The 26,511-nt window shown below is 61.3% G+C and carries 30 protein-coding genes; 17 read left to right on the top strand and 13 right to left on the bottom strand.

Features of this window, described 5'->3' with window-relative positions:
• The first annotated feature begins 22 nt into the window (after nucleotides 1-22).
• Genes VMA09_00950 through VMA09_00920 form a run of 7 tightly spaced genes read left to right on the top strand, consistent with a single transcriptional unit; the run spans nucleotide 23 to nucleotide 3,532 of the window.
• Nucleotides 23-523: a dCMP deaminase family protein gene (locus tag VMA09_00950; GenBank protein ID HUA32144.1), complete on the top strand. Its 501-nt coding sequence runs from the start codon at nucleotides 23-25 to the stop codon at nucleotides 521-523.
• Complete coding sequence (locus tag VMA09_00945) at nucleotides 510-986, top strand: HIT family protein (protein HUA32143.1); 477 nt, start codon at nucleotides 510-512, stop codon at nucleotides 984-986. Before VMA09_00950 ends, VMA09_00945 begins: the two co-directional genes overlap by 14 nt.
• On the top strand, nucleotides 967-1,281 hold the full coding sequence (locus VMA09_00940) for a hypothetical protein (protein ID HUA32142.1): 315 nt from the start codon (nucleotides 967-969) through the stop codon (nucleotides 1,279-1,281). The genes VMA09_00945 and VMA09_00940 overlap by 20 nt, the downstream gene beginning before the upstream one ends.
• 51 nt (nucleotides 1,282-1,332) lie before the next feature.
• The gene (locus VMA09_00935) at nucleotides 1,333-1,953 is read left to right on the top strand and encodes a DsbA family protein (GenBank protein ID HUA32141.1); all 621 of its coding nucleotides are present in this window, start codon (nucleotides 1,333-1,335) and stop codon (nucleotides 1,951-1,953) included.
• Between the two features lie 47 nt (nucleotides 1,954-2,000).
• Entirely contained in the window at nucleotides 2,001-2,396 is a 396-nt protein-coding gene (locus VMA09_00930; GenBank protein HUA32140.1) for a thioesterase family protein, read from the top strand.
• A gap of 10 nt (nucleotides 2,397-2,406) precedes the next feature.
• Nucleotides 2,407-3,285: a MaoC family dehydratase gene (locus tag VMA09_00925; GenBank protein ID HUA32139.1), complete on the top strand. Its 879-nt coding sequence runs from the start codon at nucleotides 2,407-2,409 to the stop codon at nucleotides 3,283-3,285.
• 31 nt (nucleotides 3,286-3,316) lie between these two features.
• A complete protein-coding gene (locus VMA09_00920; protein ID HUA32138.1) occupies nucleotides 3,317-3,532 on the top strand; it encodes a hypothetical protein in 216 nt (71 codons plus the stop codon).
• A gap of 444 nt (nucleotides 3,533-3,976) precedes the next feature.
• Here the strand turns inward: VMA09_00920 and VMA09_00915 are convergent, their stop codons facing one another.
• From VMA09_00915 to VMA09_00895, 5 genes are all read right to left on the bottom strand, one after another.
• Nucleotides 3,977-5,296 carry an aminopeptidase P N-terminal domain-containing protein gene (locus VMA09_00915; protein HUA32137.1) on the bottom strand — a complete coding sequence of 440 codons (1,320 nt, stop codon included), beginning with the start codon at nucleotides 5,294-5,296 and terminating at the stop codon, nucleotides 3,977-3,979.
• A gap of 112 nt (nucleotides 5,297-5,408) precedes the next feature.
• On the bottom strand, nucleotides 5,409-6,251 hold the full coding sequence (locus VMA09_00910; GenBank protein HUA32136.1) for an SMP-30/gluconolactonase/LRE family protein: 843 nt from the start codon (nucleotides 6,249-6,251) through the stop codon (nucleotides 5,409-5,411).
• A gap of 11 nt (nucleotides 6,252-6,262) precedes the next feature.
• On the bottom strand, nucleotides 6,263-7,507 hold the full coding sequence (locus tag VMA09_00905; protein ID HUA32135.1) for a CoA transferase: 1,245 nt from the start codon (nucleotides 7,505-7,507) through the stop codon (nucleotides 6,263-6,265).
• Between the two features lie 2 nt (nucleotides 7,508-7,509).
• Entirely contained in the window at nucleotides 7,510-8,718 is a 1,209-nt protein-coding gene (locus tag VMA09_00900) for a CoA transferase (protein ID HUA32134.1), read from the bottom strand.
• Between the two features lie 26 nt (nucleotides 8,719-8,744).
• Nucleotides 8,745-9,017 carry a YciI family protein gene (locus tag VMA09_00895; protein ID HUA32133.1) on the bottom strand — a complete coding sequence of 91 codons (273 nt, stop codon included), beginning with the start codon at nucleotides 9,015-9,017 and terminating at the stop codon, nucleotides 8,745-8,747.
• Nucleotides 9,018-9,795: 778 nt separating this feature from the next.
• Here VMA09_00895 and VMA09_00890 point away from each other — a divergent pair.
• Nucleotides 9,796-10,209, top strand: coding sequence for a hypothetical protein (locus VMA09_00890; protein ID HUA32132.1), 414 nt, complete (start codon nucleotides 9,796-9,798; stop codon nucleotides 10,207-10,209).
• Nucleotides 10,210-10,276: 67 nt separating this feature from the next.
• Here the strand turns inward: VMA09_00890 and VMA09_00885 are convergent, their stop codons facing one another.
• The 3 genes from VMA09_00885 to VMA09_00875 are packed head-to-tail and all read right to left on the bottom strand — an operon-like array spanning nucleotide 10,277 to nucleotide 13,589.
• The gene (locus tag VMA09_00885; GenBank protein ID HUA32131.1) at nucleotides 10,277-11,092 is read right to left on the bottom strand and encodes an energy-coupling factor transporter transmembrane component T; all 816 of its coding nucleotides are present in this window, start codon (nucleotides 11,090-11,092) and stop codon (nucleotides 10,277-10,279) included.
• Entirely contained in the window at nucleotides 11,092-12,807 is a 1,716-nt protein-coding gene (locus VMA09_00880; GenBank protein ID HUA32130.1) for an energy-coupling factor transporter ATPase, read from the bottom strand. Before VMA09_00880 ends, VMA09_00885 begins: the two co-directional genes overlap by 1 nt.
• On the bottom strand, nucleotides 12,804-13,589 hold the full coding sequence (locus VMA09_00875) for a QueT transporter family protein (protein HUA32129.1): 786 nt from the start codon (nucleotides 13,587-13,589) through the stop codon (nucleotides 12,804-12,806). The genes VMA09_00880 and VMA09_00875 overlap by 4 nt, the downstream gene beginning before the upstream one ends.
• A 21-nt stretch (nucleotides 13,590-13,610) precedes the next feature.
• Here VMA09_00875 and VMA09_00870 point away from each other — a divergent pair, with 21 nt between their 5' ends.
• From VMA09_00870 to VMA09_00860, 3 genes are all read left to right on the top strand, one after another.
• A complete protein-coding gene (locus VMA09_00870; protein HUA32128.1) occupies nucleotides 13,611-14,450 on the top strand; it encodes a TatD family hydrolase in 840 nt (279 codons plus the stop codon).
• Between the two features lie 49 nt (nucleotides 14,451-14,499).
• The gene (locus VMA09_00865; protein HUA32127.1) at nucleotides 14,500-14,865 is read left to right on the top strand and encodes a zinc ribbon domain-containing protein; all 366 of its coding nucleotides are present in this window, start codon (nucleotides 14,500-14,502) and stop codon (nucleotides 14,863-14,865) included.
• A 230-nt stretch (nucleotides 14,866-15,095) separates the two neighbouring features.
• A complete protein-coding gene (locus VMA09_00860) occupies nucleotides 15,096-15,362 on the top strand; it encodes a hypothetical protein (protein ID HUA32126.1) in 267 nt (88 codons plus the stop codon).
• Between the two features lie 3 nt (nucleotides 15,363-15,365).
• Here the strand turns inward: VMA09_00860 and ispF are convergent, their stop codons facing one another.
• Nucleotides 15,366-15,845 (bottom strand): 2-C-methyl-D-erythritol 2,4-cyclodiphosphate synthase, encoded by a 480-nt coding sequence (gene ispF / locus VMA09_00855; GenBank protein HUA32125.1) that lies wholly within the window; start codon nucleotides 15,843-15,845, stop codon nucleotides 15,366-15,368.
• Nucleotides 15,846-15,966: 121 nt separating this feature from the next.
• On the opposite strand from ispF, the gene VMA09_00850 reads away from it, so the two are divergent.
• On the top strand, nucleotides 15,967-16,257 hold the full coding sequence (locus VMA09_00850; GenBank protein HUA32124.1) for a hypothetical protein: 291 nt from the start codon (nucleotides 15,967-15,969) through the stop codon (nucleotides 16,255-16,257).
• On the opposite strand, the gene glp is transcribed toward VMA09_00850, so the two are convergent.
• Nucleotides 16,167-17,435: a gephyrin-like molybdotransferase Glp gene (gene glp / locus VMA09_00845; GenBank protein ID HUA32123.1), complete on the bottom strand. Its 1,269-nt coding sequence runs from the start codon at nucleotides 17,433-17,435 to the stop codon at nucleotides 16,167-16,169. The two genes, VMA09_00850 and glp, sit on opposite strands and share 91 nt — an antisense overlap.
• A gap of 266 nt (nucleotides 17,436-17,701) precedes the next feature.
• Between glp and VMA09_00840 the strand changes: the two genes are divergently transcribed.
• On the top strand, nucleotides 17,702-19,162 hold the full coding sequence (locus VMA09_00840; protein HUA32122.1) for a PAS domain S-box protein: 1,461 nt from the start codon (nucleotides 17,702-17,704) through the stop codon (nucleotides 19,160-19,162).
• A 21-nt stretch (nucleotides 19,163-19,183) separates the two neighbouring features.
• Here VMA09_00840 and VMA09_00835 read toward each other — a convergent pair whose 3' ends face one another.
• Nucleotides 19,184-20,188, bottom strand: a complete 1,005-nt coding sequence (locus VMA09_00835; GenBank protein HUA32121.1) for a transglycosylase SLT domain-containing protein — start codon at nucleotides 20,186-20,188, stop codon at nucleotides 19,184-19,186.
• A gap of 220 nt (nucleotides 20,189-20,408) precedes the next feature.
• On the opposite strand from VMA09_00835, the gene VMA09_00830 reads away from it, so the two are divergent.
• The 3 genes from VMA09_00830 to thiE all read left to right on the top strand — a co-directional run bounded on the left by VMA09_00830 (nucleotide 20,409) and on the right by thiE (nucleotide 23,707).
• A complete protein-coding gene (locus VMA09_00830) occupies nucleotides 20,409-21,518 on the top strand; it encodes an ATP-binding protein (protein HUA32120.1) in 1,110 nt (369 codons plus the stop codon).
• Nucleotides 21,519-21,593: 75 nt separating this feature from the next.
• Nucleotides 21,594-23,096 (top strand): sigma-54 dependent transcriptional regulator, encoded by a 1,503-nt coding sequence (locus tag VMA09_00825; GenBank protein ID HUA32119.1) that lies wholly within the window; start codon nucleotides 21,594-21,596, stop codon nucleotides 23,094-23,096.
• Nucleotides 23,093-23,707, top strand: coding sequence for a thiamine phosphate synthase (gene thiE, locus VMA09_00820; protein ID HUA32118.1), 615 nt, complete (start codon nucleotides 23,093-23,095; stop codon nucleotides 23,705-23,707). The genes VMA09_00825 and thiE overlap by 4 nt, the downstream gene beginning before the upstream one ends.
• A 107-nt stretch (nucleotides 23,708-23,814) precedes the next feature.
• On the opposite strand, the gene VMA09_00815 is transcribed toward thiE, so the two are convergent.
• Nucleotides 23,815-24,378 (bottom strand): pyridoxamine 5'-phosphate oxidase family protein, encoded by a 564-nt coding sequence (locus VMA09_00815; protein HUA32117.1) that lies wholly within the window; start codon nucleotides 24,376-24,378, stop codon nucleotides 23,815-23,817.
• A 116-nt stretch (nucleotides 24,379-24,494) separates the two neighbouring features.
• Here VMA09_00815 and VMA09_00810 point away from each other — a divergent pair, with 116 nt between their 5' ends.
• Nucleotides 24,495-25,199: a VC0807 family protein gene (locus tag VMA09_00810; protein ID HUA32116.1), complete on the top strand. Its 705-nt coding sequence runs from the start codon at nucleotides 24,495-24,497 to the stop codon at nucleotides 25,197-25,199.
• Nucleotides 25,200-25,225: 26 nt separating this feature from the next.
• Here VMA09_00810 and VMA09_00805 read toward each other — a convergent pair whose 3' ends face one another.
• Nucleotides 25,226-26,473 (bottom strand): MFS transporter, encoded by a 1,248-nt coding sequence (locus VMA09_00805; GenBank protein HUA32115.1) that lies wholly within the window; start codon nucleotides 26,471-26,473, stop codon nucleotides 25,226-25,228.
• Nucleotides 26,474-26,511 lie beyond the last annotated feature (38 nt).

Here is a 26,511-nt window from a genome sequence, read left to right as displayed (position 1 = left end):
AACGCCGAGGCATTCGACAATCGTGGCTGACGGCGCGGCGACGGGTCGCACCCGGCCGACCTGGGATCAGTACTTCATGCGCATCACGCGTGAGGTCGCCTTGCGTTCCACGTGCCTGCGCGCGCAGGTCGGCGCGGTGATCGTTCGCGATCGCAACATCCTGGCGACCGGCTACAACGGCTCGCCGGCCGGCCTGCCGCATTGCATCGAGCCAGGAGTCGGCTGTCTCATCTACGAATCGCGCACTCCAGACGGCGATATCGAGCAGAACTGCCTGCGCACGATCCACGCCGAGATGAACGCGATCTCACAAGCGGCGCGCAACGGCGCCGCAATCCGCGACGCGGACATCTACGTGACTCACACGCCCTGCATCCACTGCATGAAGGTGCTGATCAACACTGGCATCCGCACCGTGTTCTACCTGAAGCCATACAAACTCCATACGATTGACTACCTGCTCGAGAATTCGCGTGTGAAGCTCGTGCAAGTGCCGCCGGAGACTGCAGATGCCGTCGGCTGAACCTCGTCCTTGTGGCATGTGCGAGATAGTCGATCGCATCAAGGCGGGAACGTTCCCCGATTTCGTCGCGGAACTGCCGCATAGCTGCGTCATCCTCGGATGGGAGCAGTTCTATCGCGGCTACTGCGTGATGATTGCGAAGCAGCATGCGACTGAGCTTTACCTGATGCCCGTCGGCGAGGCGCGCGCGATGAGCGATGAGTTGCGACTCGTCGCCGAAGCGATCGCGGCCGCAACGCATCCGTGGAAGATGAACTATTCGTGCCTCGGCAACCAGGAGCCTCATGTCCATTGGCATCTTCATCCGCGCTACGAAAGCGACGAGCTTCGCACTGTTCCGACCTGGTTGCGGCCCGAAGCCGAGCGAAAAATTTCTCTTACCAAGGACGACGAACGCGAGCTGCTGGCGCAGCTTCGCACGCAGATTGCGGCGCGAATTCCTGATGCGCGATTTCCGGGCTGAGCCGACGATCACCGATCGTCTCGCCGTGATTGCAATTTGGATGACATTCGCGATCGCGCTTGCTGGATGCACCAAGAAGCCGCTGCCCAACGCATACAGTCCCCAAGCGATGCTTTACGCTGACCGCTGCGGCCAGTGTCATGCGGCGTACAATCCGCACACGATGACGGCGGACATGTGGCGCATTCAAGTCCCGATGATGGAAGACAAGATGAGGCAGGCGGGTCTGCCGCCGCTGACCAACGACGAGCGCAGCGCGATCCTCGATTACCTCGCCCATTACGCCAGCAAGTGATCGCTCGCGCGACTCCGCATGCGATGCTAGATCGATCGCAACGGAGTTCTCATGGCCGACGATTTGCTCACCATCAAGCTCTACTTCGACTACAAGAGTCCGTTCACGTTCCTTGCGATGGAACCCGCATACGACCTGATGCGGACGCATCGCGTGAAGCTGCGCTACCTGCCCCACGTGTTCGACTTCAATGCTTACGGCGGGATGCTCGAGCAGCGGACCGAGCGCGACTGGCGGAAGGTCCGCTACCTCTATCGCGACGTGCGGCGCTTCGCGAACGAGCGCGGCATCACGATCCGCGGCCCGCAGCGCCTGTTCGATTCCCGCCTCGCGCTGATGGGCGGGATGTTCGCCGATCATCATGATCTCTTCCGCCCCTACTCCGATCGCGTGTTCGAGCGCTTCTTCAAACGCGAACTGAACATCGAGGATCGAACCGCTTTGAATGCAGTGATGAAAGAGGTCGGCCTCGATGCGGACGCATTCAATCGCTACTCAGAGCATCAAGGCCCCGAAGATCTCAAAGCCGCTCTCGCAGAAGGCGAACGCGATCAAATCTTCGGCGTACCAACGCTACTAGTCGAAGGCGAACCATTCTGGGGCAACGATCGCGTCGTCTGGGCGATCAAAAAGCTCGACGCGATGGGTCTGCAGAGGCCTGAGTTCAAATAGGTTGTTTTTCGCGCGCGATGCGCGAGAATCTTCTTCAGGGAACTTACATGAGAGCAATACCTGTCGGAGTCATCGGCACCTTTGCAAAGACCGCCGCACAAACCGATCTCGCAAGTCAGCTCGATCCTTCGCTGGCGTCGGTCCTTTCCACACCCACGATGATCGGGATGATGGAGCTGGCCGCGATCGACGCCGTATCCACCTACCTCGAACCGGGCGAGAGCTCGGTCGGGATGGGCATCGACATCCAGCATCTGGCCGCGACGCCGCCGGGGCATCAGGTGCGTGCCGAGGCGGAGCTCACCAAGATCGAAGGCCGGCGACTCGAATTCACCGTACGCGCTTTCGACGAGATCGAGCAGATCGGCAAAGGCGTGCATCGGCGCGCCGTCGTCGATGCGGCCAAGTTCAACGATCGCCTGAAGGCCAAGATAAAAAGCTGAGGTGCGCGCGATGGGCCAGGAAATCTACGATCCCAGCGAAGTGTTCGTCGGTCGCGACTACGGCGGCCAGACTTACGACATCACGCCCGAGCTGGTCGCGACATATATCGCGGGGACAGGCGACGACAACGCATGGTATCGCGAGAGGTCTCCGCTGGACGGACCGATCGCGCCCGCGCTGATACTCCATTCCGCGGTGTATCGCACGCTCGAATGGTACCTCAGCATCTACGGCAACCTGCACGCACGCCAGGAATGGGATCTCTTTTCGCCGGTGAAAATCGGCGAGCAGCTGACGACCCGCGCCGTAATCGTCGATCGCTACGTCAAGCGCGACCGCGAATACGTTGTGAACGAAGTGCTGGTCGGTAACGCCTCCGGGCAGATCGTCTCACGCAGTCGAACGCATCAGAGTTTTTTGCTTGAAACCAAGCCGCGCGAAGGCTTCGTTATCGATCGGGCTCGTGAAAAGGACGCCAAGCGCTCCTTCAAAATCGGCGAGCGCGGCGGCGAGCCGATCGAAGCTCCGATGCGCCGTATCACCGAAGAAATGTGCATGGCGTTCTCAGGTCCCGCGCGCAACTACCACAACGATAAGCAAAAGGCAGTCGAACTGGGCTTTCCCGAAATCGTCGTGCAGGGGATGCTCTCCGTCTGCATGATCGCCGGGATGATGACGAAGCGTTTCGGTCTAGGCTTCCTCGCCGGCGGAAAAATGGACCTGCGGCTCGTCAACGTGGTCTGGGGCAACGACGTGACAGGGCCCAAGGGCCTCATCGTCGAGCGGCATGCCGAGGGCCGCCGCACCCGGGCCGAAGTCGAAGTATGGTGCGAGAAGTCCGACGGCACCAAGAGCATCGTCGGCAACGCGAGCGCACTCGAACTGTAAAGTGATCCGGTCGCGATTGTGCGTCAGCGCGATGGCAATCGCGATTAGCGCGATCGCCGCATCAGGATGCGGCTCGACCTGCGAAACACAACTGGCCGAGTGCTCTACAGAATGTCATCGCATCTACCAGGTCTGTCAGCTGCACGGCAACGATATTTTCTACTGCCACAACCAGGCCGGTCTCTGCGCCCAGAACTGCGGCTACGATCGCAAAATCTGCAAGGAACCGCTCTACCACTTTTGGTGAGATTCGCTTGCCGCCAACTGCTTGTACGGGATTAAGACGGAGAATCCCAAATCCATTCGCCAGGGGTTCAGAAGGCCGTCTTTCTGTCAGCTCTCCTTATCCCAGGAGAGCGCGAGGGGGAGGTTAAGCGCCCTAAGAGCTCGCACATAGGCCGGGTCAGGACGAGGGGTCTAAGCCCGAAGTCTGCGCCCAGGAATCACTCGAGCCGTAAGCTGTTTCATCGTCGCGTCGGTGTCGATTGACGCAACCTACCAGTTCAGTTGTCGCGTCGAACGCGCCACTCTTCGATGCGATCAGGCCTTCGTTCTTTTCGCTGAATTCCAGAATCGCACCCGGCCTCAGTTCCAGCCTATCTCTCAATTTCTTCGGAACTGTGACTTGGCCGCGATTCGACAGCCGCGACTTTATACCATTCATGAAATTCGCCAGTTTAGTTCGATTCCATCACGCCGTCGTGAGGGATTCTATTTCGGCGACTGTTTTGGGGATGCCGGCGGTCATTACTTCGTGGCCGGTTTCGGTCACGAGCACGTCGTCTTCGATGCGGATGCCGATGCCGCGATACTTCTCTGGCACCGTGTCGTCGTCGGGCGATACGTAGAGGCCCGGCTCGACCGTCAGCACCATCCCGGGCTCGAGGATTCGGGACTCGCCTTCGCGCCGGTAGAGGCCGACGTCGTGCACATCCATGCCGAGCCAGTGACTCGTGCGATGCATGTAGAAACGGCGATAGTCGCCGCTCTTGATGATCTCTTCGGTGCTGCCGTGCAGCAGTCCCAGATGGCGCATGCCATCGACGAGGATCTTCAGCGCCACTTCGTGCGGATCGTCGAAACGCACGCCAGGTTTGATCGCTTCGATCGCCTTGAGCTGCGCGTCGAGCACGATTTCGTAGAAATCTTTCTGCAGCTCCGTGAACTTCGCGCCGATCGGAAAGGTGCGCGTCACGTCTGCCGCGTAATAGTCATACTCGGAGCCGGCGTCGATCAGCAGCAACTCGCCGGTGCGCATCTCGCGATCGTTGTGGATGTAATGCAGGATCGCGGCGTTCGGTCCCGACGCGATAATCGACGGATAGCTCGGGCCCGTCGCGCCCTGCGAGCGAAACGCGTAGTCAACTTCGGCCTCGATCTGCCATTCCATCATGCCGCCACGCGCTTTCAGCATCGCACGCCGATGGGCCTCGCCGGAGATCTTCATCGAGCGTCGCATCAAGTCGAGCTCGCCGGGCTCCTTGTGCAGCCGTGCCTCGTGCGTGATCTCACGCGGCTCGCAAATGACGGCCGGGCCGGTGCCGATTCGCGGGCGCATCGCCTGCGCCCATCTGACGAGCTTCATCACGCGCTCGTCCATCTTTTCGTTGAGGCCCAGCGGATAATGCAGGCGTTCGCTCTTCTCGAGATAACGCGGAAGGATCTTTTCGAGCTCATCGATTACGTAAGCCTTGTCGGCCCCGTATTCGATCATAGCGCCCTCGACTCCCGCCCGGCGCCCGGTCCAGGTCTCGCGCTCCTTGTCGCGCGGCCGCAGGAACAGCACGAATTCGCCATCGGGATGGCCCGGCGACAGCACTGCGACCGATTCCGGCTCGCCGAAGCCCGTCAGATAGTAGAAATCGCTGTCCTGCCGGTAGATGAATTCGACGTCGCCGGATCGCGTCGCAACCGGCGCGCTGGTCATGATTGCGGTGGCGCCCGGCGCGATCGCTTCCATGAAGCGCCTGCGCCGCGCGCGGAAGATTTCGGCATTACCGTTGAAGCCCATCGCTACTGATTACGCCACGAGAGCACGCCGCGCGCCAGAGGCGCGCGGCGCGTAGGCGCCCTTCAAATCCCTCTCCCGTTAGTTTACGGGAGAGGGATTCAGAGAGAGGCGATCATGGAAGGCCCGCGTGCGGGACTTCTACTTCTGTGATCTCGATGCGGCCGTTGCGGTTTGCGATGCACTCGTCGGGATTCGAGCTGCCTGCGGTTGCGATGAAGAGGGTGTGGCCGGTGGGGCCGCCGAGGATCGCCGCAAAGGCGTCGGTCTCGACCGTGATGCGCTCGGTCACTTCGCCGCCCTGCTTCACCCTGATGACTTCGTGACGGAATGGCGATGCGACCCAGACTGCGCCTTCCGCATCGAGGCCGATTCCGTCGGGCACGTTCTCTCCGAGCTCCGCGTACACGCAACGATTGCGCAGCGTGCCGTCATCGTTGATATCGAATGCGGTCAGCCGTCGGCCGAACGACTCGCCTACGATCAGCGTTTTTCCATCGGGCGTGATCACTGTGCCGTTGGGAAATTCGAGATTGTCGGCAACCGCGCTCAGCTTGCCGTCAGGCGTAACCATCACGAGCGTGGTCGCGTGTTGCGCTTCCCCCTTGTGCAGATCGAAACCGAAGTTGCCGACGTAGGCGCGCCCTTTCGAATCGACGACCATATCGTTGCAGTCGAACGGCGCGTGCGGCGTCATGTCAGCCGCGACCTTGAGGCCGTCGGGATCGAGGCGCATCAGCTTGCGATCGCGCATCGAGACGACGAGCATCCGCCCGTCCGGCAGCCATCCAAGGCCCGAGGGTCGATTCGGAACCTCGCACACGACCGATCGATTCCCCTGCATGTCCGTCGCGATCACCTGATGCGCGTGCATGTCGGAGAAGTAGAACTTGCCGTTATGCCATCGCGGGCCCTCTGGAAACGCGAGTCCGTCGAGCAGGGTCGTGAGCTTGCGCATTGTCGCCTCCGTCAGTCGAGCGCGCCCTTATCTTTCATCGCCTGGTACTCGGCCTTCGAGTAGCCGAGCAAACCGGTCATGACTTCCTCAGTATGCTGTCCGAGGCACGGCGCCGCCGAGCGCACCTTCGATTCCGACTCGCTGTAGCGCCACGGGATTCCGCAGTGCCGCTGCGAGCCGACCTCGGGATGCGGCAGCTTGACGAAATAATTGCGCTCGTTGAGATGCGGATCCTCGTCGATGTACTTGTTGTCGGCGCATGCGGCGGCGGCGATGTTCGCGGCCTGCAACTCGCGCACGACGTCGATCACTTTGCGCGTCGAAGTCCACTCGGTGACAATCGCCTCGAGCTCGTCCTCATTCTGCTTGCGCGCGGCGAGCGTCTTGAATCGCGGATCATTCGCGAGTTGGGGCTTTCCTATCGCTCGCGCAAGCCGGCCCCACTCCGCATCGTCAGCGCAGATAATCGACACAAACTGATCGATCACGACATCGAGAACCTTCTCCGGCAGGTCGAGGCACTTGAAGATCCCGTGCGGCGCCATCAACGGATCGCGATTGCCGTTCCGCTCGGGCTCGCGCCCGTTCATCGTGTATTCGAGGATTCCCTCGGCGAGCAGGTCCATCGCGCATTCCCACTGGCTCATGTCGATGTACTGACCCTCGCCGGTGCGCGCGCGATGATACAGCGCCGAAATCACCGCAAACGCGCCGTGAACTCCAGCGTTAGGATCGGCGTAGCTGAATCCGGCGTGCATCGGCGGCCATCCCTTGTAGCCCGTAAGCGATGAAAGCCCCGAGAGCGGCACCTGCGCAGGCCCATACGCGACGTAGTCTTTATAAGGACCGGTGTCGCCATAGCCCGAGAGCGAGATCATCACGATGTCGGGGCGGACCTTCTTCACCGCCTCGTAGCCGAAGCCCATCTTCTCGATCACGCCGGCAGCGAAGTTGTTCACGACCACGTCGCTCTGCTTGATCAGGCGCCACGCGGCTTCCTGCGCCTCGGGATGCTTGAAATTGAGCGACAGCGATTTCTTGCCCTGGTTGTATTGGTTGAAGTAGCCCGACTTGTTGAGGCTGTCGAACTTGCCACCCGGCCACGGCGGAAGCTGGCGCGTTACGCAGGGGCGGTTCTTGGTCTCGATTCGGATGACTTCGGCGCCCAGATGCGCGAGCTGCAGCGTGCAATACGGTCCAGCCCACACCCAGGTGAAGTCGCAGATTCGGATTCCATCAAGCGGCGCCTTGGCCATCGCTAAATCACACCCTTTTGTTTAAGTTCCGCGAGCTTCGCGTCATTGAGACCGAGCCCTTTGCCGAATATTTCCTGGTTATGCTGCCCGAGCGTCGGCGCGGGAGTCCGGATTTCCCACGGCGTGCGGCCATACTTGAGCGGCGCGCCGGGATACTTATGCGTGCCCGCTACAGGCTGCGCGATCTCGACGAAGAAGCCGCGCGCCTTCAGATGCTCCGAGCTGAGCAGACTGCCCATCGTCGAGACAGGAGCGAATGGCACGCGCCGCGACTGCGCCGCGCGATAGAGCTCCAGCACCGTCTGCCCGCTGACATATTCTTCAAGTAAAACTTTAAGCGCATCCCAGTTGAGGCCGCGCTGCAGGCGGTCCTTGAAGATCTCCAGATCCGCCCACTCAGGATTGCCCATGATGGCGACGAAGTTGCGCCACTGATGCTCCTCGATGCAGCACAGGTAGATATAGCCGTCCTTGCACTCCATCGTCTCGACCGGCTGGATCGGCTTCTGGCCGAGGCGCGTCGCGATCATTCCCATGTACGGCCAGTACTCGAACGTCATCTCGAGCTGCGAGCTGATCGACTCCTGAACGCTCACTTCGACGTGCTGGCCGAGACCTTCGCGAAGCTGCGCGAAGGCCGCTGCGACCGTTGCCGTCGCGGCATGCACGCCGCCCTGGAATCCTGCCTGGCTGCCGAAGGTGCGCAGCGGTGGCAGTTCGCGATGCTCGGCGCCGCCGCCATTCAGCACGCATACGCCGCCCGCGCACCACAGCGACATATCCTCAGCGCGATAGTTCCGATACGGCCCCGTGAGCCCGTACGGCACAATCGAGGTCATCACCAGCTTCGGATTCAGCTTGTGCATCCGCTCGAAGGTGAGACCGATTCGATCCATATCGAGTGGTGTAACGTTGTGAATCAGGACGTCAGCATCTGCGACGAGGCGCTCGAAGAGCTGAAAGCCTTCGGGCTCTGCAACATCGAGCGTGACGCCCTTCTTGTTGGTGTTGAGATAGAGGAAAAGCCCGCTCTTCTCAGGATGCGGCGTGTCGCCGGGAAATGGGCCGCGCGTGCGCGCGCGATCGCCGGCGCCCGGGCGCTCGATCTTGATGACGTTGGCGCCCATGTCGGCCAGCAGCTTGCTGCAATACGGCGCCGACACCAGTTCGCCCAGTTCCACGATTTTGAGATTGGATAACGCTCCAGCCATCGAAGCTCCGTCGCGATGAAAATTACTTACTCGGGAAAGACCTGGCGGAAAGGCTTGACCTCGATCCGCGCGAACACGCCGCCCTTCGTGTAGGGATCGCTGTTCGCAAACGCGAGCGCATCAGCCTCGCTCTCCATATCAAAGACTATCAAACTGCCGCTGCCATCGGTGAAAGGTCCCGCGATCTTGACCTTTCCCTGCGCGACCAGCGGCCGCAGATTATCAAGATGAGCCCCGCGCAGCTTCGGCCGAAGCGTCGCGCCGTCAGGCCCGTCATGCCCAATAAAAACGAAAAGCATCGAGACTCCCCAAAAACAAAAACTCCCGCCGCAAGTCTGAGATCATTAGCACGCCATCGCGCGTCGAAAAAAGCCGCCGCTCCGGAACCCCTCGCCTGCCAAGTTGCAACTTCGCTCACCATGACGGAAGGACAATGCCACGCGTCGTTACTCGCGCCGATTCTGCGGCAGGCTAAGTCGCATATCCCGAGTTACCTGGCATCCGCCCCCCCTTTTGCCGAGCACTTATAACAACCTGATTGTTTTATCTATTTCTTAGTAACAATAGCTTGCGCTACTAGCGACAATTCGTCATCATCCGCTGAACTCTCAAAGGGGGAGAGTCGTGGACATATTCAAAGGGGTTTGGTCCAAAGGCATCGGCTGGCGGCGCGGCACTGGAGCGCTCGGAGCGAGTAATCAAATACGCCGTGGGTATCCAGCTAAGATTGCTCTTTTTGTTGGAATCTTAGTTCTCTTGGCGTTGGCAAGATCGTGTAGCGCAATGCGGGTTACCCACTCGGACCTCGTGTAACGTCGTCTGCGATTCCGACACCGAGGTCCCGTCTGTTCCTGTGACTGTTCAAACAGAGTGCTGGGGCTCTGCGCAGAGTTGAAAGCCTACTGTTCATGCGCCCGAAAACACTGGAGCTGGTGGACGAAGCACTTCGGAAATAACTAGCGGCACTTTTCCATCGAAAAGCAGATGCTTTGAAAATCATCTCCTTCCCCGAGCAAAGCCGCGACCCCCGCAGCAACGCCAACCTGCTGTCCCACTGCCGCGGGAGTAAGTCCTCAAGTGGCTCAGGAAATCGGTAAAATAACCTCCGATTACCTATTCAAGAACCTCGAAGAATCATGCCTGACTTTGGCGGCAACTGAATACCAAGCCGGATTCCAAATTGCTCTGAGTGCCTTACATAACGGTCCTAAAATCGGCGCTCCCTGCCAACCCGTCGATCCGAACTGCCCCAACAATCAGCAGGCCCAGTCAGAGATCCAAGCTCTAGTTGACTTGGACAGCAGGACGCATATCTGGAAATACTGCGACACGATATTCAACAAATTTAAGGAGCAAACCCTCGAAGCTGAGCAAACAACCAAGCCGTCTCCGACCCCGACTCCGACCTGCACTCCGACTCCCGCAGCGAAGGCACGGACTCGAAAACCAGGTCAAACCGCCGCGGCAGGACGGCCTTCTTTTAAATCGTAGATCGCTGCTGCTAAGCGCAAGCTCTCAACAAGATCGACAGGCTGACTTGCCCTAACAATAGGCCGATTCAATGCGTCGGGCCGATGGCGCCGAGGCCTGTGTAGTAGAGGAGGAACTGGAAGGCGCCCAGGAGGAGCAGGCCTGCGAAGGCGAGGCGGTCGCTTTTGCGGACTGGGTAGTCGATGAAGGTGGTTGGTGTGGCGCTGGCGCCGAAGCCGCGGGCTTCCAGGGCCATTGCCATGTTGTTGGCTTTGCGCAGCGCGCCCATGAAGACAGGCACCGCGACCGGGACGTAGCGGCGCATCCGCTCGAATACGTTGCCTTCCGAGAAATTGTAGCCGCGTAGCCGCTGCGCATCGACGATCGTCGCCGCGGAGTCGCCGAATAGTGCGGCGAGCCTGAATGCGAGCGAGATCGCAAAGCCGAATCGATACGGCACTCTCAGTTTATGCAGTCCGACCGTGAACTCCTCGACCTTTGTCGTTGACAGGAAGAGTACTGAGGCAGCGAGCAACTCCGCGAGTTTCAGGCCGCGTCCGATGCCGAATACTATTGATAATCCGGTAACCCGCAGTGCGATTTCATGTGACCCGAAGTGAAATAGCGGTATCGAAAAGAGCGGCGTGCCGCGCTGATAGAAAAATAGCCACATGATCGTCGTCGTCATCACGAGGATGAGAAAGAACCAGCGCAGCCGGTAGAAGTTCGGCCACGCGCCCGTGACGCGCGCCGCGATCAGCATCAGGATACCGAGCGGCATCAGCGCGAGCGGATTATCGACCCAGTACACCGACCAGAACATGATGAAGAGGCCGAAGACCTTCACCGCCGGATGCAGCCGATGGAGCCCGCTGCGGCCTTCGATGTAGCGATAAATCGGCATCAGGCGCGCTCCCTGATCCAGGCCGCCAGCTCGCCGGGGCTCAGCGCGAGCGTGCCGAAGCGGCGCGACAGTTGCGTCACCTCGGGCGGCAGGAACGACGAACCCGCGAGCAATTCATCGTTGGCAAAGAACTCGCGCACGCCGCCGTCGAAGAGCTTGCGCCCCTTGCGCATCAGCACGACGCGTTTTGCGTATTCGGCCACGAGCCACGGCGTGTGCGAAATGATCACGATTGCGATTCCGCTGCGGTTGAGGTCATTGATGAGCGCCATCATCTTGCGCTGCTCGCGACAGTCGAGGCCCGTGGTCGGCTCGTCCAGAATCAGCAGCCGCGGCCGCAACGCGAGCACGCTCGCGACGGCGAGCCGCTGCCTCTCCCCCTTGCTCAGCAGGAACGGATCGCTTTGGCGCAGATCCTGGAGTCCAACCGCGGCAAGCACTTCGTCGCATCGGCGCGCGATCTCATCGGGCGCGAGCTTGAAGTTGCGCGGCCCGAACGCGACCTCGTCTTCGACGGTGGCGGAAAAAATCTGGTGGTCGGGATTCTGAAAAACGTATGCGGCCTCGTGCGCGGTCTCGGCCGGATTCATCGCCCTCCGATCGCGGCCACCGATCAGCACGCGCCCCGCGACCGGTTCGAGCAGTCCCACGATATGCTTCGCGAGCGTGCTCTTGCCGGAGCCGTTCTGGCCGACGATCGCGAGAAAATCGCCCGGCGCGATGCTCAGATCGATCGAATCGAGCACGCGCGGCCCGTTTGGATAGTTGAAACTGAGATTTTCAATTTTGATGTGAGGTTCCGGCGGGGCCGGCGATTCATCCGAAACGTGATTGTCGCCTGAGATTGCCGTGAAGCGGGGAAACTTCTTTAAGATCTCTACGTGCGCATGCTCGACGCTTTCGGCGTGAATCGGTATTTCGAGCAAACTAAGTAGATGATTCAAACCCGGTGGTCGCACGCCGGAATCCTCGAGCAATTCGAACTGGGTCATCACCTCGGCCGGCGCCGCGTCGGCGACGATCTGACCATCGCGCAGTATCACGAGCCGATCGGCGCCGCGCAGTTCTTCCGATTCGTGCTCGATGACTATCAGTCCCATGCCGCGCTCGCGCAGCGAGCGGATCAGCGCAAAGACTTCCTTCTTGCCCTCAGGATCGAGATCAGTAGTCGGCTCGTCGAGCACGACAACGCTCGGACTGAGCGCCAGCACCGATGCGATCGCGAGGCGCTGCTTCTCACCGCCCGACAGCGAGGTTGGATCGCGCGCATCGAAACCTTCGAGGCCGACTGCGGTGAGCGCCGGCGCGATTCGCGTCGCCATCGTCGCGCGTTCCATCCCAACCTGTTCCATCGCGAATGCGACTTCGTGCGCGACGTTGGTCGAGAAGAGCTGCGCCTCGAAATCCTGGAACACCATGCCGATGCGAGGGGCCGCTTCGCATACGCGCATCGAGGCGAGATCGTCGCCGCCGATTCGGATCACGCCGCTGAAATCGCCGTCCTCGAACTCGGGCACGATCCGATTGAGGCATTTCGCGAGCGTCGACTTGCCCGCGCCCGACGCACCCATCACGCCGATCATCTCGCCGGGCGCGAGCGCGAGCGTTATTGCGCGCAACGCGGGATGGGCCGCATCGCGATACGTGAACGACACGCCTTCGACGCTGATCCCCGCGGGCGCTTCGCTCGATTTGATTTGCGCCTGCGCTTTCACATCACAAAGAGGCCCGCGAAGGCGAGCAACAGGAATGGTCCGACTATGATCAGGACCGGTTTGTCGTACGGCGCTTCGAGCCATCGCACGGGCAGGAAGCCCGGCTTCCAGAATCCCGTCGAGAGCAGGTTGCCCGTGGCCCACGCCCCGCCCTCGCCTACCACGAGCATCGCAAAACCTGCGAGCTGCACGGCCAGCGGCTTGCGCTTCACCTCGGGCATCATGTCCTCGTACGTCATGCGGCCTTTTTTGACGCGCGGGTACACCGCGGCCAAAATAAACGGCGAGAGGACAAGCGCTGACACCATGTTATTGAAGATGATGACGTTGCCGAGCACGGCGAACGGCCGGATGACGAGCACGTTGTCGGCCCATCCGACGATATCGGCACAGAGCACACTCGCCGCGAGGCATGCGATCGCGTACTTCACAAAGGTCAGCGGCGAATTGATAACGGGGCGCTCGCCGTGCGCGAGCATCTCCCACACTTTATAGGGAATCCATCCGTAAACGAGGTTGGCAAAGAAACCGAAGATGTCACCCGGCGAGGCGCCGCCGAAAAAGTCGCCGATCATGTTGCCGATCGCGGAGCCCCACGCCGCGGCCGGCCCGAACAGAAACGAGCATACGATTGGAATCGCATTCGCCGGCCGCAGTTCGGTGACGCCGGGAATAAACGGCACGACCTTGAACGGAATCAACACCGCGGCGTAGAGCGCGGCGGAGATCGCGCACAGCACGACCATCCGCGTGTTGCGCCACATCAGGCGAAGCTCGCTCATCGGTGCGGAGGCCTACGCGAGATGCCCGAGCGCAGCGCCGGGCGTAGAATTGTGGCGCGCGGCGGCGCGCCACGTTACAGATTGATGATCGATACTCACATTCATCTCGACGCTGACCAGTATGCTGACCCATCGAGCACGATCAAGCGCGCGCGTGAAGCAGGAGTGCGCGCGGTTGTCGTGCCGGGTGTGTCACCCGCGTCGAATCGCGCCGTGCTCGAGCTCGCGCGACGCTTTCCGGGTTTCGTGCATGCCGCGCTCGGCTTTCATCCTGAGCGCTACGAACTTACCGATCGCGAGTTCGAAGCGACAGTGGCGATGATCCGCGCAGAGCGCTCGAGCATCTGCGCGATCGGCGAGGTCGGCCTTCCGTGGTACGGCGATAGCGCCCACGACCAATCGGTGCGAGCACGGATGCGCGAGCGCCTCGACACGATGGGGCGGTTGGCTGTCGAACTGGACTTGCCGCTGATCCTGCACGCGCCACACAATTCCGCCGCGGAGGCTTTGCGAGTCATCGCGAGCGCGGGCGCGCCGCGAGCCGTCTTTCACTGGCATAAGTCGGACGAAGCGACGACGCGTGCGATCATCGACGCGGGCCACTTCATTTCGATTACGCCCGAAGTCGTCTATCGCGAACGCGATCGCGATCTCGCGCGCATCGTTCCGCTCCAACATCTCCTCGTCGAGACCGACGGCCCGTGGCAATACGGCGATCGCTTTTCCGGTCGCATTACCGAGCCAGCGATGGTTGCCGACGCGATCGCTGCGATCGCGGCAATCAAAGCTGAGACGTTCGCGACTGTGCGGGAGATTGCAACCGAGAATGCCGCGCGGCTGTTTCGACTCAAATTCCCCTGAGCCAGAGGTTGCCCTCGATTCGCCGCGCGGACAAACTTAAATCGAGTTTATGCCGATATACGAATACCAGTGCGAGAAGTGCCGGCGCCGATCGAGCGTGCTGACGATGCGCGTCAGCGAGAAGGTCACGCCGACGTGCGAGCATTGCGGCAGCAGGAAGATGCACCGGCTGATGTCGCGCTTTGCGATGCCCAAGAGCGAGGAGGCGCGGCTCGATTCGCTCAGCGACCCGACTAACCTCGGCGGCCTCGACGAGAACGATCCCAAGAGCGTCGCGCGGATGATGCGCAAGATGGGCCAGGAGATGGGCGAGGAGTTCTCCGGGCCTGAGTTCGACCAAGCGGTCGAGGAACTCGAAAGCGGCGGCGGCCTCGACGACGACGGTTCATCGGGCGAGTCCGGCGACGATCTCTGAATCTCTGCGAAACCAGCAAGCATCAAACGATCAGAGACTCTGAATCCCTCTCCCTGACCAGGGAGAGGTCGGCGACGCATCGCGCCGCCGGGTGAGGTCGGCGGGCTTCTTCGTACGCCCGATCTTAAGAAATCCGGAAGCAGAGTACCCTCACCCGTGCCCTCTCCCTGGTCAGAGAGAGGGGATCGGACATTCACGGAGAGGATTCAGAAGGAGGTCGGAAGAACTCGATGATCAATCTGCTTGCGAATTTTGCGCCTTTGGATTTTCTGCGGTTCCTCGACGTATTCAGCGAGGCGCGGCGGCGGTTTGGTGGGCGCGCGCTCAGCGTCCATCACGACAACGGCGACCGCGTCACGATCGCTCTCCAGTTCGATACCCTGCCGATGTTCGAAGCGTTCCTGGCGGAGCCTGAAGTCGCGGGCATTCTGCGCGCGGCTCGCGAAATGAACGGCTGTCAGTTGATTCCCGAGAGCGACGACCGCAAGGCCGCCTGAAGATCAATCCGCCTCGAGCATGACGATCGCCGCCGAAGCCATCCCGTCGCCACGGCCAAGCGCGCCGAGGCTTTCCGGACTCGATGCTTTGATGTTGAGCGAGGTCTGATCGACGCCCAGCGCCGCGGCCAGACGCGTGCGCATTTCATCGAGATAGGGCTTGAGCTTCGGCGCTTGCGCGACGATCGTCAGGTCGGCGTTGACGAGGCGCCATCCGCGCGAGGCCGCGAGCTGCCATACCTCACGCAGCAATCGGATACTGTCAGCGCCGGCATAGCGGGGATCATTGTCCGGGAAATGCCGGCCGAGGTCGCCTTCGCCGATTGCGCCCAGGATCGCGTTGGAGAGCGCATGCGCGGCGACGTCGGCATCGGAATGCCCGCGCAATCCCTTCTCGTGCGCGATTTCAACTCCGCCGAGCACGAGCTTGCGGCCCGCCTCGAGGGGATGAAAATCAAAACCCTGCCCTACTCTGTATCGCATCGAAGCGGCGCCATCTTTCTGTTATCGAACTTGTGCGCGCGAGCGCGTGGAGACTCCTGCGTTGACAAGTTATTAATGGCCTAGCAAGCTTTTGCCTGGGTCCCGAGGAGGGAACCTCGCAATGCCGAGTTTCGTCAAGTCGCCGAAGTTCATCATCTCCACGATCGTCGTGCTCTGGGTTCTCTACATCATCTATGCAAACTTCCAGGTCGATACGGTCAAGTTCTACCTGCTGCCGTTCGGGATCCTGACGCTGCAGCTCAAGCTGTCGGCGATCGTGATTGGCGCGGCGCTGTTCGGCGCGGCCGCGCTGTTCGCGATTCAATATTTCTGGCGGCGCGGCTCCTCGAATCCAACATTCTCATCGAGCACGACCGGCTCCGTACCGCCAAGCAGCAAAACCACCGCCTGAGTTCCGGCTTTGAGGATCGTCTCCGACGCCGGTCCCACGAGCAAGCCGTCGGCGCGCGATACCGAGCTCAGCATCCCCGAGCCTTGAGCGCCGGTAGGAGTCGCGACGAGGCCATCCTCGCCGCGCGTCACGATGACGCGGACAAATTCAGTCAGGTTCGCTGCCGTCTTGATGTCGCTCGCGCATCGCGCCTGCACGCGCGGCAATCCCAGCCGCTCATGCCCGCCCATCTTGCGCAACGCCGCTCGTGCATAGAGGTAAAAGCACACCAGCGTCGATACGGGATTGCCTGGGAGACCGAACACTGCTCGATAGCCGACCGTGCCGAACTTGAGCGGCTTGCCGGGACGCTGCGCAACACCGTGAAAGAGTTGCTTCAACCCAAGAGCGTCGAGCGCACCCTTGACGTGATCGAACTGGCCAACTGAAACACCACCCGTCGAGAGCATCGCATCGAAGGTGAGCGCCTCGGCCAGGCGCTCGCGAATCTCGGCTTCGGTATCGCGGGCAATCTTGAGGATCGTCGGCTCGCCGCCCGCCTCGAGCACCGCGCCTGCGAGTGCGTATCCGTTCGAGTTGACAACCTGTGCACCGGTGGGAGGCTGATCGACTTCGACGATTTCATCGCCGGTCGAAACGATCGCGACGCGCGGCCGGCGGTAAACCTCGACCATCGAGCGATTGAGCGAGGCGAGCATCCCAAGGTCAGCGGGAGCCAGCGTCTTTCCGGCAGAGAATACGCCCTCACCCCGGCGCAGATCCTCGCCGCGCGGGCGGATGAAATTGCGCACTTCAGCGGCCGAGAGAATCTCGACCATGCTGCCGCTGCCGCGAGTCTTTTCGACCTGGATTATGGCATCGGCTCCGTCAGCGATCGGCGCGCCGGTCATCGTGCGCGCAGCCTGCCCGCGCTCGACCTTCTTCGACGGCATCTTGCCGGCAGGCACCGTCTCGATAACTTCGAGCCTGACAGGATTCGATTCCGACGCCGATGCGACATCGGCGCTGCGCACCGCATAACCGTCCATCGCGGAATTGTCGAAGCCCGGGATATCGCGCGGGGAGCGAATTTCCTCGCCCAGCACGCGGCCGAGAGCCTGGAGAATCGGCACCCGCTCGACGCCGAGCCGCGAGGTATTTTCGAGAACGATACGGATTGCTTCGTCGGCGCTAATCATGACGAGCCAACAATACGCTCGCGCGTCTTGCGTGAGAACCGGGCGCGGAGCGACGCGCAGTGCGCTTTGGTCACGCCAAAAAACTGACGAAGCGGCGTGATTCCGGCAGCGCGCCTTTCCTCGCGTCTCGCGCACACGCTATCGACAGGTTGTCGTGGCGCGCAAAAACTGAGAAGCGCCGATCGCCGTCGCACGATGAAACAGTTGGTGGCACGGTCTTCGTCGCGGCACGTGATTTGGATTTCTCACCTCCGTGAGAAATTGCCGTGATTGAAAGCCGTTACGCTGACGAATCAACATTTAGAACCCTGCTCGATGCGATACCCAGCGCGATAATCCTGATCGATCCACAGGGTAAAATTTCCTACGCGAATCCTACGGCGTTTGACTACTTCGGCTACTCGCCGGCGGAGTTCGTCGGCTTGCATGTCGAAGAGCTGATGCCCGGGGATTTTCGCGAGCGGCACGTCTCGTTGCGCACCGACTACACATCGCGTCCGACGATCAGGAAGATGGCGCCCGACATGGATTTGCTGGCGCGCCGCAAGAACGGCTCGACTTTCCCGGTCGAGATCGGTCTTAGTCCGCTCAGGACAGACAAGGGAGTCTTCGTCCTCGCCACTATCAACGATCTGACGGAGTTCAAGCGCGCGCACGAATACCAGGCGCGCCTGGCCGCGATGCTCGAAGGATCGAACTACGCGGTGATCGTCTTCAAGCCGGGGGGCAAGGTCATCACGTGGAATCCAGGCGCCGAAAGACTATACGGATTCACTGCCGCCGAGGCGGTGGGCAAGCTGATAGAAACGATCATGGGCGAGCAGTTCCATGCTTACGCCCTGGAAGTGGTCTCGCGATTCTCTGACGGCAAAGGCTCGCTCGAAACCGAGACGCGCCGCCGCCGCAAGGATGGCTCCTCGGTCGAAGTCGCGCTCACATCGAGTCCCGCGTTCGACGAGCATCGGCGGCTCACCGCGATCGTCGAGCTCAGTTACGATATTACCGACCGCAAGCGCGCCGCTGCCGAGCTGCTGCAACGCGCACGCGAGCTTGCGCGCTCCAACGAAAACCTCGAGCACTTCGCCTACGTTGCTTCCCACGATTTGCAGGAGCCGCTGCGGATGATCACGAGCTACCTGCAACTCCTCGAGCATCGCTACAAGGGCCGGATCGACAAGGACGCCGACGAGTTCATCGCGTTCGCAGTCGATGGCGCCAAGCGGATGCAATCTCTCATCGCTGACTTGCTCAACTACTCGCGAGCGGGGCGCGATACGGAGCTGCGCCCGATTTCGGTCGAGGAAACCGCCAAGCGCGCTACCGCAGCGCTGGCTACCCGCGTCAGCGAATCCGGCGCGATCGTTTACTACGACGCTGCTATCGAAGTGATGGCGGATCGGTCGGGTCTCTATCACTTGATGCTGAATCTACTCAGCAATGCCCTCAAGTTCGCTGGCGACGAGCCGCCGAAAATCCGCGTCGAAGCTCAGCGCGAGGGCGCCTTCTGGGTTATCTCCGTGACCGACAACGGTATCGGAATCAACCCGGGCCATCAGGATCGAATCTTCGGGATGTTCGAACGGCTGCACGCCCGCGACCGCTACGAAGGCAACGGAATCGGGCTGGCGACCTGCAAGCGTATAGTCGAGGCGCACGGCGGGCGAATCTGGGTGGAGTCGGAGCCCGGAAAAGGCTCGAGCTTCCGCTTCACCGTGCAGGCGGCGTAACGCTCTTGCGATTCTCGGAATCTAATAGGCGGCGTGATTAGACGCCTGGCTGTCGAGGGGAACTCTAACGTTGTAGGCCGGCGCCCAGGGCGGAACGAAATTGCCGAGGAGAGCTGGATTCATCGAGCGCAGACGCTCGATCGTCGTCCCATACTCGGCAGCCAGCACTCGCAACGCTACGCCACCTTTGACGCGAATCTGGCGGAATGCAGGTGCGGCGTCGAAATTAACGAATGTCAGTCCGTAGCTGGTGGCATGATGCGCGATATAAGCGACTGCCATGAAACGCCCGAACAGGGCCCGAGTGCGGCGCGGCAGCCGCTTCATCAGGCGATCGAAATTCGAGCCGCGGTAAGACCAGTAGCGGTCGATCGCATGGTCACCGTTGTTCCACGCGACGACGGCGATTCGCCAATCGGATCCGGCCGCGTCGTGAAGGGTAGCCAGGTATTCGGCGGCCGCTTGAGTCGCGAGCACTGGGTCGCGGCGCTCATCTACCCAGTAATCGACATGAAGTCCGAAGCGCCGGGCCGTATCGGCGTTGAGTTGCCAGATGCCTCTCTCCTGCCCACCCGAAAAAGCGCTCTCGGCGAAAGCCAGGTAAACCATGTCCTCGGGAACGCCATAGCTGCGCAGCACCTTCACCATCTGCACCAGATACGGGCGGCTGCGATCGAACGAATCCTGGAGCGAGTCGGGCGCGTGCATGAAGTCCGCGAGATAGCGGCGGACATAATCGTTGAGTGCAATTGGGAACGGAGGGACAACCTTCGGCGCAGAAAGAATGAACGGATTGGATTGGGGAATGACCAAGGCGTCCGCCGGCAGCAGCCGATGCTCGCCGTCCACTCCGGCGAAGTTTACGCGATCTGCCTGAACTGAAAGGGGATCGGGAGCCGAATCGATGCTGACGTGCTGCGCCTGGGAGCCGTCTCCCTGCGCCGCGCTCGCCAGGTTCACCTGCCAGAGCGGCGACGCCGCGAGGCACACGAAGATACCGGCGAAGAGTTCTTTGCTGAAACCCATTCTCCCTCAGACCGGTGAGAAGGCTATCGGCCAAGACGAGGAGGATCAACCCCGATCGGATAAAAAAATCTAATTTGTGACTTTAGTATGATTGATTGGAACTTCTGCGCTGCGAAACTTGCCGTCGCCGTCAGATACGCTGCACAACGAATCTTCGTCCGCGTCCGCCTTATTTGAGCGTTGCAGATATGTTAGCTTTTCGATATCAGGCGTCGTCCGCGTGGGCCCTGATAAAGTCGAAAACCCCTTGAATTGGCGCGATGTTGTAGAAAGTTTGCCTGACGCCGTGATCGTCGTATCGAGCGATCTCGATACTCTCGGCGTCAACACTGCGGCCGAGACGATGCTCGGCGTATCCCAGCCTTCGCGCACAACCCTACAGGACATCCTCAAGCAGAACGACTGGCTCGCCAAGATGGTCTCGAGCTGTATCGAGACGAGCCAGGAGCTCGGCGATCCCGATACCGCCCTCTTCATCGGGCCGCGCGAAGTCTCCGTCCGCGCCGACGTTTCGCCGCTGATGAGCTCCGACGAGAAGCCCCGCGGGGTCGTCATTCTGCTGCACGACCTGTCTCATCAGAAAAGCGCTGCCGAGGCTGCGGGCCGTGGCGACCTCAATCTTCGCCTTTCTCCCGCCGGACTCGCACACGAGGTCAAGAACCCGCTGACGGGCATCAAGGGCGCTGGCGAGCTGCTCGCCTCGATGTTCCCCGCTGACGAGCGGGCTCAGCAGTACTGCGGGTTGATTCTCGACGGCGTCAATCGGATCGCATCGCTGGTCGAGCAGGTGCTGACGGTCAGCTCGCCACAACGCCTGGCGCAGGAGCCGGTCAACATCCACCAGGTTCTGCATCAGGCGCTCAGATTGGCCGGGCTCCTTCCGGCCAGCGAGGGAATCAAGATTACGCAGGACTTCGATCCCAGTTTGCCCGAGGTGATGGGCGATACGGCAGCACTGGAGCGGGCCTTCCTGAATCTGCTGAAGAATGCAGCCGAGGCTATCGGCGGCGTGGGCAGGATCCGGCTGCACACGAGGATGGAGACGCGCTTCCGCATGACGGCCGAAGGCCGGCGTCTTCAGTTCTTGCGCGTCGATATCGCCGACAGCGGGCCAGGAATGAAGTCCGAGGCGATCGCGCAGCTTTTCACGCCATTTTTTACAACCAAGCCGGCCGGCACGGGGCTGGGCCTGGTGCTCAGCCAGCGTATCGTCGCCCTTCATGGAGGCCGGCTGTGGGCGACGCCCGGGGGGATCAAGACTGACGGAGGCGGGCCGGGAATCACCTTCCGCGTCACGCTCCCAGTCATGCCGCAAGCGGGCAACGCCTAATGAACAGGCATTCAGGCTCAGCCGCTCGCGACAACTGTGCACATCTCCTACATTGGTTGCGCGGGAGCGACATAGATGGCGGCTGGAGACATTACCTTTGCTGAAAGACTGAAAGATCCGAGCGGTGCTGCTGCGATTTTGATCGCCGACGATGATCCGGCGATCCGCCTCGTACTTAGGCATCGCCTCGAAGCTGACGGTTATCGGGTCGAGGAAGCGCCCGACAGCCAGTCAGCCCTAGAGGCACTAAGATCAAATCGCTTCGACGTAGCATTGCTCGACATCATTATGCCCGGCACAGGCGGCCTTGAGGTCCTGAGCGCTGCCAAGGCCGAGAACGTGCGCACGCTTATCCTCGTCATTACCGCGGCCAGCACGATGAACAACGCCGTCGAGGCGATGAAGCGCGGTGCTCACGATTACATGACCAAGCCGTTCGCGAATCTCGACCTGGTAGCGGCGGCAATAAAGCGCGGTGTCGAAGTAGCAGCGCAGGCCGCCGATCTCGATCGTCTCAAGGACGAGGTAAATCGCCAGCTCGTCGGCGGCGAAATCGTCGGCCGCAGTCCTGCGATGCAGGAGGTGTACAAGCTCATCGGCCGCGTCGTCACCAACGATGCGACCGTGCTGCTGAGCGGCGAGAGCGGCACCGGCAAGGAGCTGGTCGCGCGCGCGATTCACTTCAAGTCATCGCGATGGCGCTCGCCGTTCGTGGCCGTCAACTGCTCGGCGATCCCGCAAGGTCTGCTCGAAAGCGAACTGTTCGGTCATGAGCGCGGCTCGTTCACGGGCGCAACCGAGCGCCGCGCGGGCAAATTCGAGATGGCCGATGCGGGCACGATCTTCCTTGATGAAATCGGCGACCTACCGCTCGAACTCCAGCCCAAGCTGTTGCGGGTACTGCAGGAGCGCGAGTTCTCCCGCGTCGGCAGCGTAGAGACGTTGAAGGTGAAGGCGCGCGTGATCGCCGCGACGAACCAGGATCTGCAGAAGCTCGTGGCGGCGCGCCAGTTTCGCGAAGACCTCTACTTCCGCCTGCGCGTCATTCCGATCAGCATGCCGCCGCTGCGCGAGCGCCGCGAAGATATTTCCGAGCTCAGCGATTATTTCGTCGGCAAGGCCGTGCAGGAGATGGGCGCGCGCGTGAGCGCCGTCAGCCCCGAGGCGCGAGGCAAGCTGCTTTCCTACGAATGGCCCGGCAACGTCCGCGAGCTTGAGAACGCTGTCATGCGCGCGGCGCTGCTCGCGCCCGGCACTACGATTCGCGCCGAGGATATCGAACTGTCGCCAACCACGGTCGCGCCAATCGCGGTGGGGCGCGTCGACGATCAGTCGAACCTGGCCGAGGTGATCACGGGTCGTATCGCATCATGGTTCGATTCGCCTGGCAGTGATGAGCCGCGCGATCTCTATCACAAGCTGGTCGCCGAAATTGAGCGGCCGCTTATCGAGATGGCGCTCAAGCGCGCAAGCGGCAATCAGGTGCGTGCGGCGCGGATGCTCGGGCTGAATCGCAACACGCTGCGCAAAAAAATCACCGATCACAAGATCGTGCTGACACGTTATCCGCGCGGATGACGTTCAAGTTCGATTCGCATTTCTACGCGATGATCGATACGGCGGCCGGCCACGAGCCGGTCGCGCTCGCGCAACTTTACCTAGAAGCAGGCGCTCGTGTGATGCAGCTGCGGATGAAGAACGCATCCGCGCGCGACATCCTCGCCGCCGCCCGTGTGATCGCGGAGCTAAACCGCAGACGCGGCGCGACGTTCATAGTCAACGATCGCGTTGATCTCGCGATACTGTCGGGCGCCGACGGCGTTCATCTGGGCCAGGACGACCTCCCGATCGAGGCCGCACGCAAGCTGATCGAATCGAAAATGATCATCGGCATCTCAACCCACAGCGTCGAGCAAGCCCGAGCCGCGGAAGCATCCGGCGCCGACTACATAGGCTTCGGCCCGATGTACCCAGGCGGCCTAAAAGAAAACGCCTCCGGCAAAGGCCTTGCGATGCTGCAGGAAGTCCGCGCCGCGGTGAGAATTCCAATCGTGGCAATCGGCGGCATAACAGAAGCCCGCGTCCCCGAAGTACTAACCGCAGGAGCAAACGCCGCCGCAATCATAACGGACGTTATCCGCGCCCCAGACATAGCGGCGAAGGTGCGCTCGATCCTGGCGATCAGCTGAAGCCATCAAGCAGTTATCAAAACGTTGGCTATACGTCATCTCGACGGCTCATCTTCGCTGGGTGCCTTATGCCCTTTGCGGTGAGTTCTGGCTCGCGCTGGAAGCGACTACTTCGCACTCCGCGATGTGTCCCCGAAAATACCGGTTGGCAACCCATCGATGCTCTTCTCATTATGCTTGCGCTGATAGTCCGGCGCCGCGTCGTCGCCCTTCTTCTGCCAGTATTTCCTCAGCGTCTCGCGCTCCGCGAGATTGTCGAGATGGGGCACCGCATATCCACACGATGTCATCGTGGATTCAACGTCGATCTCCATGATCTGGCGCACGCCGGGTTCGGCGGGAAATTTCGCGAGATACTCGTCCCAGTTCCGATCGCCAGGATGAATCGTGCGGCCGTGGCCGTAGAGCCTTACGATCTGCGCGGTCTTGTCGAACGAGCAGAACATGATCGTGATGCGCCCGTTCTCCAGCAGATGCGCCGCGGTCTCGTTGCCGCTGCCCGTGAGATCGAGATAAATCGCACGCCGCTCGTCGAGAACCCGAAAGGTGTCCATGCCCTTGGGCGATACATTGACGCGGCCCTCATGCGGCGCAGTCGCAACGAAAAAAAGCTTCTGCGCGGCAATGAACTCGCTAATCTCAGGAGTGATCGTCTCAAACCATTTTGACATCGCGATTTCCCTTCCTGGACGGACTCTCCCCAAAGTCGAACGCTATATCTGGCCTGCGTATGGCGCAATAAAATACCTGCCTTTCTATGCTCACCAAATCGAGTAAGAATCGCGCCATGGCAGCGATACCCAGTTCCCTTGCGATGCCGCCCGAACCGGCGGGCGGCGGATTCAGTTTCACGCAGATGCTTCCGACGCTGGTCTTCGACGTCGCGCTTCCAATCATCGCATTCAACGTGCTCACCAGGTACGGCGTCTCGACGCTGTGGGCATTGGTTGCCGGCGGCGTGTTTCCCGCCGCCAACAATGTGCGCGCGTGGCTCACGACCGGCCGCCTCGAACCAGTCGGCATCATCGTGATGACCTTCCTCGCGGTCGGCACAGCCGCGTCACTGATTTCGGGCAGCGTGTTCTTCGCCCTCGTCAAGGATTCATTCCTGACCGCGACCTTCGGCTTCATATGCCTCGGCTCGCTGGTGATCGGACGGCCGCTGTTGTTCGTCATTATGCGCCAGTTTGTCGCCGGCGATGATCCCGAGCGTATCGCATGGTGGAACGGGCTCTGGGAGATCCCTCCCTTCCGCCGCGCGCAGCGGATCGTCACGGGAACGTGGGGCGTCGTCTACGTGCTCGAAGCCCTGCTCAGAGTCGCGTTCGCCCTGGTTCTTACGCCCGCGACAGTAGTGGCGATCTCACCGGTGATGGCATTCGGTGTGATGATCCTGATGATCGCCTGGACCCGCCGCTACATGCTCGCCTTCCGCCAACGCCGCATGCGCGAACTCGAGGCGCAGGCCGCACAGGCATCGGCCGCAGTCTAACGATTCTGTCGCGCCAGCTTCGCGCGCTATGCGGTCGCCGCGACCGGCTCGAGGCGCGATTGCTCGGTTTCCAGCGACATCACGCTTAGCGTTGTGATCACGCCGCAGATGCAGGCGACGATGAACAGGTCGAACGCCAAGCTGTACGAACCGGTCACGTCGTAGATCTTGCCGGTCAGGATCGGGCCGACCGCGGCGCCGATCGTCTGGCAGACCCCAGTTGCGCCGGCGATCGAGCCGAAGCGCTTCAACCCCATCGAGTCAGCCGTCAGCATCGGCAGCAGCACCAACGGCGCGCCGAGGGTCAGTCCGAAGATGATCACGAACGGCGCCAGGTACGCCCGATCCGCTACGTTGAACATCAGCACGATCCCGACCGCCGCCAAAAGAAAATTGACGACGAGTGCGCTGCGCGCGCTCACCCGATCGGCGAAGAAACCCATTATGAGCTTGCCCGTCGCAGTGAGCAGCAGGGCCAGGCTCATCATCTTGGCCGCGAAAAGCGGGGTGTAGCCTTTGCCGATGAGATAAGTGATCAAGTGAAGTCCCGCGCTCGCCGACACGAAGGCATAGAAGAATTGCGTCGCGCAGATCATCCAGAACGAGCGCGTGCGTGCGGCCTCGCTGAGCTCGAGGCCGGGGATATCCACGAACGACTTGCTCGGGTCGACCTCGGCCTGCGTCGTTCGCCCCAACTGCGGCGGCCGGCTCTTCACCATCAGGATGACGATTGGAATTGCAATCACGATCATCGGGATCGCGAGCGCGACATAGCCGCCGCGCCATCCGTGGCGCGCGATCGCGGCGTTCGCCACCAGCGTCATGCCGGCGCCACCGACCGCGGTCCCTGAAATCGTAAGGCCCAGAGCGAGGCCGCGATTCGCCGCAAACCAGTTTGATACAACCAGCGCGGCCGGCAGCAGCGTCGCGGCGCCGATTCCAAGACCCAGGAGAAGATACGCGCCCAGCATCGGAGCATAAGAATGCACCTGGCTCGCGAACAGGTACGCCGCGCCCGCCAGCGCCGCGCCGACCACCATCACGACGCGCGCCTCGATTCGATCGAGCAGCCATCCGATCAGCGGCGCCGAGATTCCGGCCGAGATCGCAAGCGAGCCCTGCAGCGTCGAGAGCTGCGCCCTGCTCCATCCGAACTGCTTGATGAGCGGCGGCAGAAACACCCCCGCGCAGTTGTAGCCGCCGCCGAAAATGATGAAGAGCGTCACCCAGAGGCTGGCGACGATTAGCCATCCCTGGCGTTCGCGCTGCGTCATGGCATTAACTCCGTGTTGCGCCGAGCTGGGCTCGTGGA

The sequence above is a fragment of the Candidatus Binataceae bacterium genome (assembly GCA_035508495.1).
Taxonomy (GTDB): domain Bacteria; phylum Desulfobacterota; class Binatia; order Binatales; family Binataceae; genus JASHPB01.
This window is presented reverse-complemented; position numbering and strand designations above follow the sequence as displayed.

Excerpts from the sequence above, each read along its gene's own strand:
- VMA09_00810 (HUA32116.1), top strand. The coding sequence starts at position 24,495 with ATGGCAGCGATACCCAGTTCCCTTGCGATGCCGCCCGAACCGGCGGGC.
- VMA09_00920 (HUA32138.1), top strand. The coding sequence starts at position 3,317 with ATGGCAATCGCGATTAGCGCGATCGCCGCATCAGGATGCGGCTCGACC.
- VMA09_00930 (HUA32140.1), top strand. The coding sequence starts at position 2,001 with ATGAGAGCAATACCTGTCGGAGTCATCGGCACCTTTGCAAAGACCGCC.
- VMA09_00875 (HUA32129.1), bottom strand. The coding sequence starts at position 13,589 with ATGAGCGAGCTTCGCCTGATGTGGCGCAACACGCGGATGGTCGTGCTG.
- VMA09_00870 (HUA32128.1), top strand. The coding sequence starts at position 13,611 with ATGCCCGAGCGCAGCGCCGGGCGTAGAATTGTGGCGCGCGGCGGCGCG.
- VMA09_00860 (HUA32126.1), top strand. The coding sequence starts at position 15,096 with ATGATCAATCTGCTTGCGAATTTTGCGCCTTTGGATTTTCTGCGGTTC.
- glp (HUA32123.1), bottom strand. The coding sequence starts at position 17,435 with ATGATTAGCGCCGACGAAGCAATCCGTATCGTTCTCGAAAATACCTCG.
- VMA09_00945 (HUA32143.1), top strand. The coding sequence starts at position 510 with ATGCCGTCGGCTGAACCTCGTCCTTGTGGCATGTGCGAGATAGTCGAT.
- thiE (HUA32118.1), top strand. The coding sequence starts at position 23,093 with ATGACGTTCAAGTTCGATTCGCATTTCTACGCGATGATCGATACGGCG.
- VMA09_00905 (HUA32135.1), bottom strand. The coding sequence starts at position 7,507 with ATGGCCAAGGCGCCGCTTGATGGAATCCGAATCTGCGACTTCACCTGG.
- VMA09_00900 (HUA32134.1), bottom strand. The coding sequence starts at position 8,718 with ATGGCTGGAGCGTTATCCAATCTCAAAATCGTGGAACTGGGCGAACTG.
- VMA09_00910 (HUA32136.1), bottom strand. The coding sequence starts at position 6,251 with ATGCGCAAGCTCACGACCCTGCTCGACGGACTCGCGTTTCCAGAGGGC.
- VMA09_00835 (HUA32121.1), bottom strand. The coding sequence starts at position 20,188 with ATGGGTTTCAGCAAAGAACTCTTCGCCGGTATCTTCGTGTGCCTCGCG.
- VMA09_00815 (HUA32117.1), bottom strand. The coding sequence starts at position 24,378 with ATGTCAAAATGGTTTGAGACGATCACTCCTGAGATTAGCGAGTTCATT.
- VMA09_00885 (HUA32131.1), bottom strand. The coding sequence starts at position 11,092 with ATGCCGATTTATCGCTACATCGAAGGCCGCAGCGGGCTCCATCGGCTG.
- VMA09_00925 (HUA32139.1), top strand. The coding sequence starts at position 2,407 with ATGGGCCAGGAAATCTACGATCCCAGCGAAGTGTTCGTCGGTCGCGAC.
- ispF (HUA32125.1), bottom strand. The coding sequence starts at position 15,845 with ATGCGATACAGAGTAGGGCAGGGTTTTGATTTTCATCCCCTCGAGGCG.
- VMA09_00915 (HUA32137.1), bottom strand. The coding sequence starts at position 5,296 with ATGGGCTTCAACGGTAATGCCGAAATCTTCCGCGCGCGGCGCAGGCGC.
- VMA09_00940 (HUA32142.1), top strand. The coding sequence starts at position 967 with ATGCGCGATTTCCGGGCTGAGCCGACGATCACCGATCGTCTCGCCGTG.
- VMA09_00865 (HUA32127.1), top strand. The coding sequence starts at position 14,500 with ATGCCGATATACGAATACCAGTGCGAGAAGTGCCGGCGCCGATCGAGC.
- VMA09_00805 (HUA32115.1), bottom strand. The coding sequence starts at position 26,473 with ATGACGCAGCGCGAACGCCAGGGATGGCTAATCGTCGCCAGCCTCTGG.
- VMA09_00895 (HUA32133.1), bottom strand. The coding sequence starts at position 9,017 with ATGCTTTTCGTTTTTATTGGGCATGACGGGCCTGACGGCGCGACGCTT.
- VMA09_00825 (HUA32119.1), top strand. The coding sequence starts at position 21,594 with ATGGCGGCTGGAGACATTACCTTTGCTGAAAGACTGAAAGATCCGAGC.
- VMA09_00850 (HUA32124.1), top strand. The coding sequence starts at position 15,967 with ATGCCGAGTTTCGTCAAGTCGCCGAAGTTCATCATCTCCACGATCGTC.
- VMA09_00935 (HUA32141.1), top strand. The coding sequence starts at position 1,333 with ATGGCCGACGATTTGCTCACCATCAAGCTCTACTTCGACTACAAGAGT.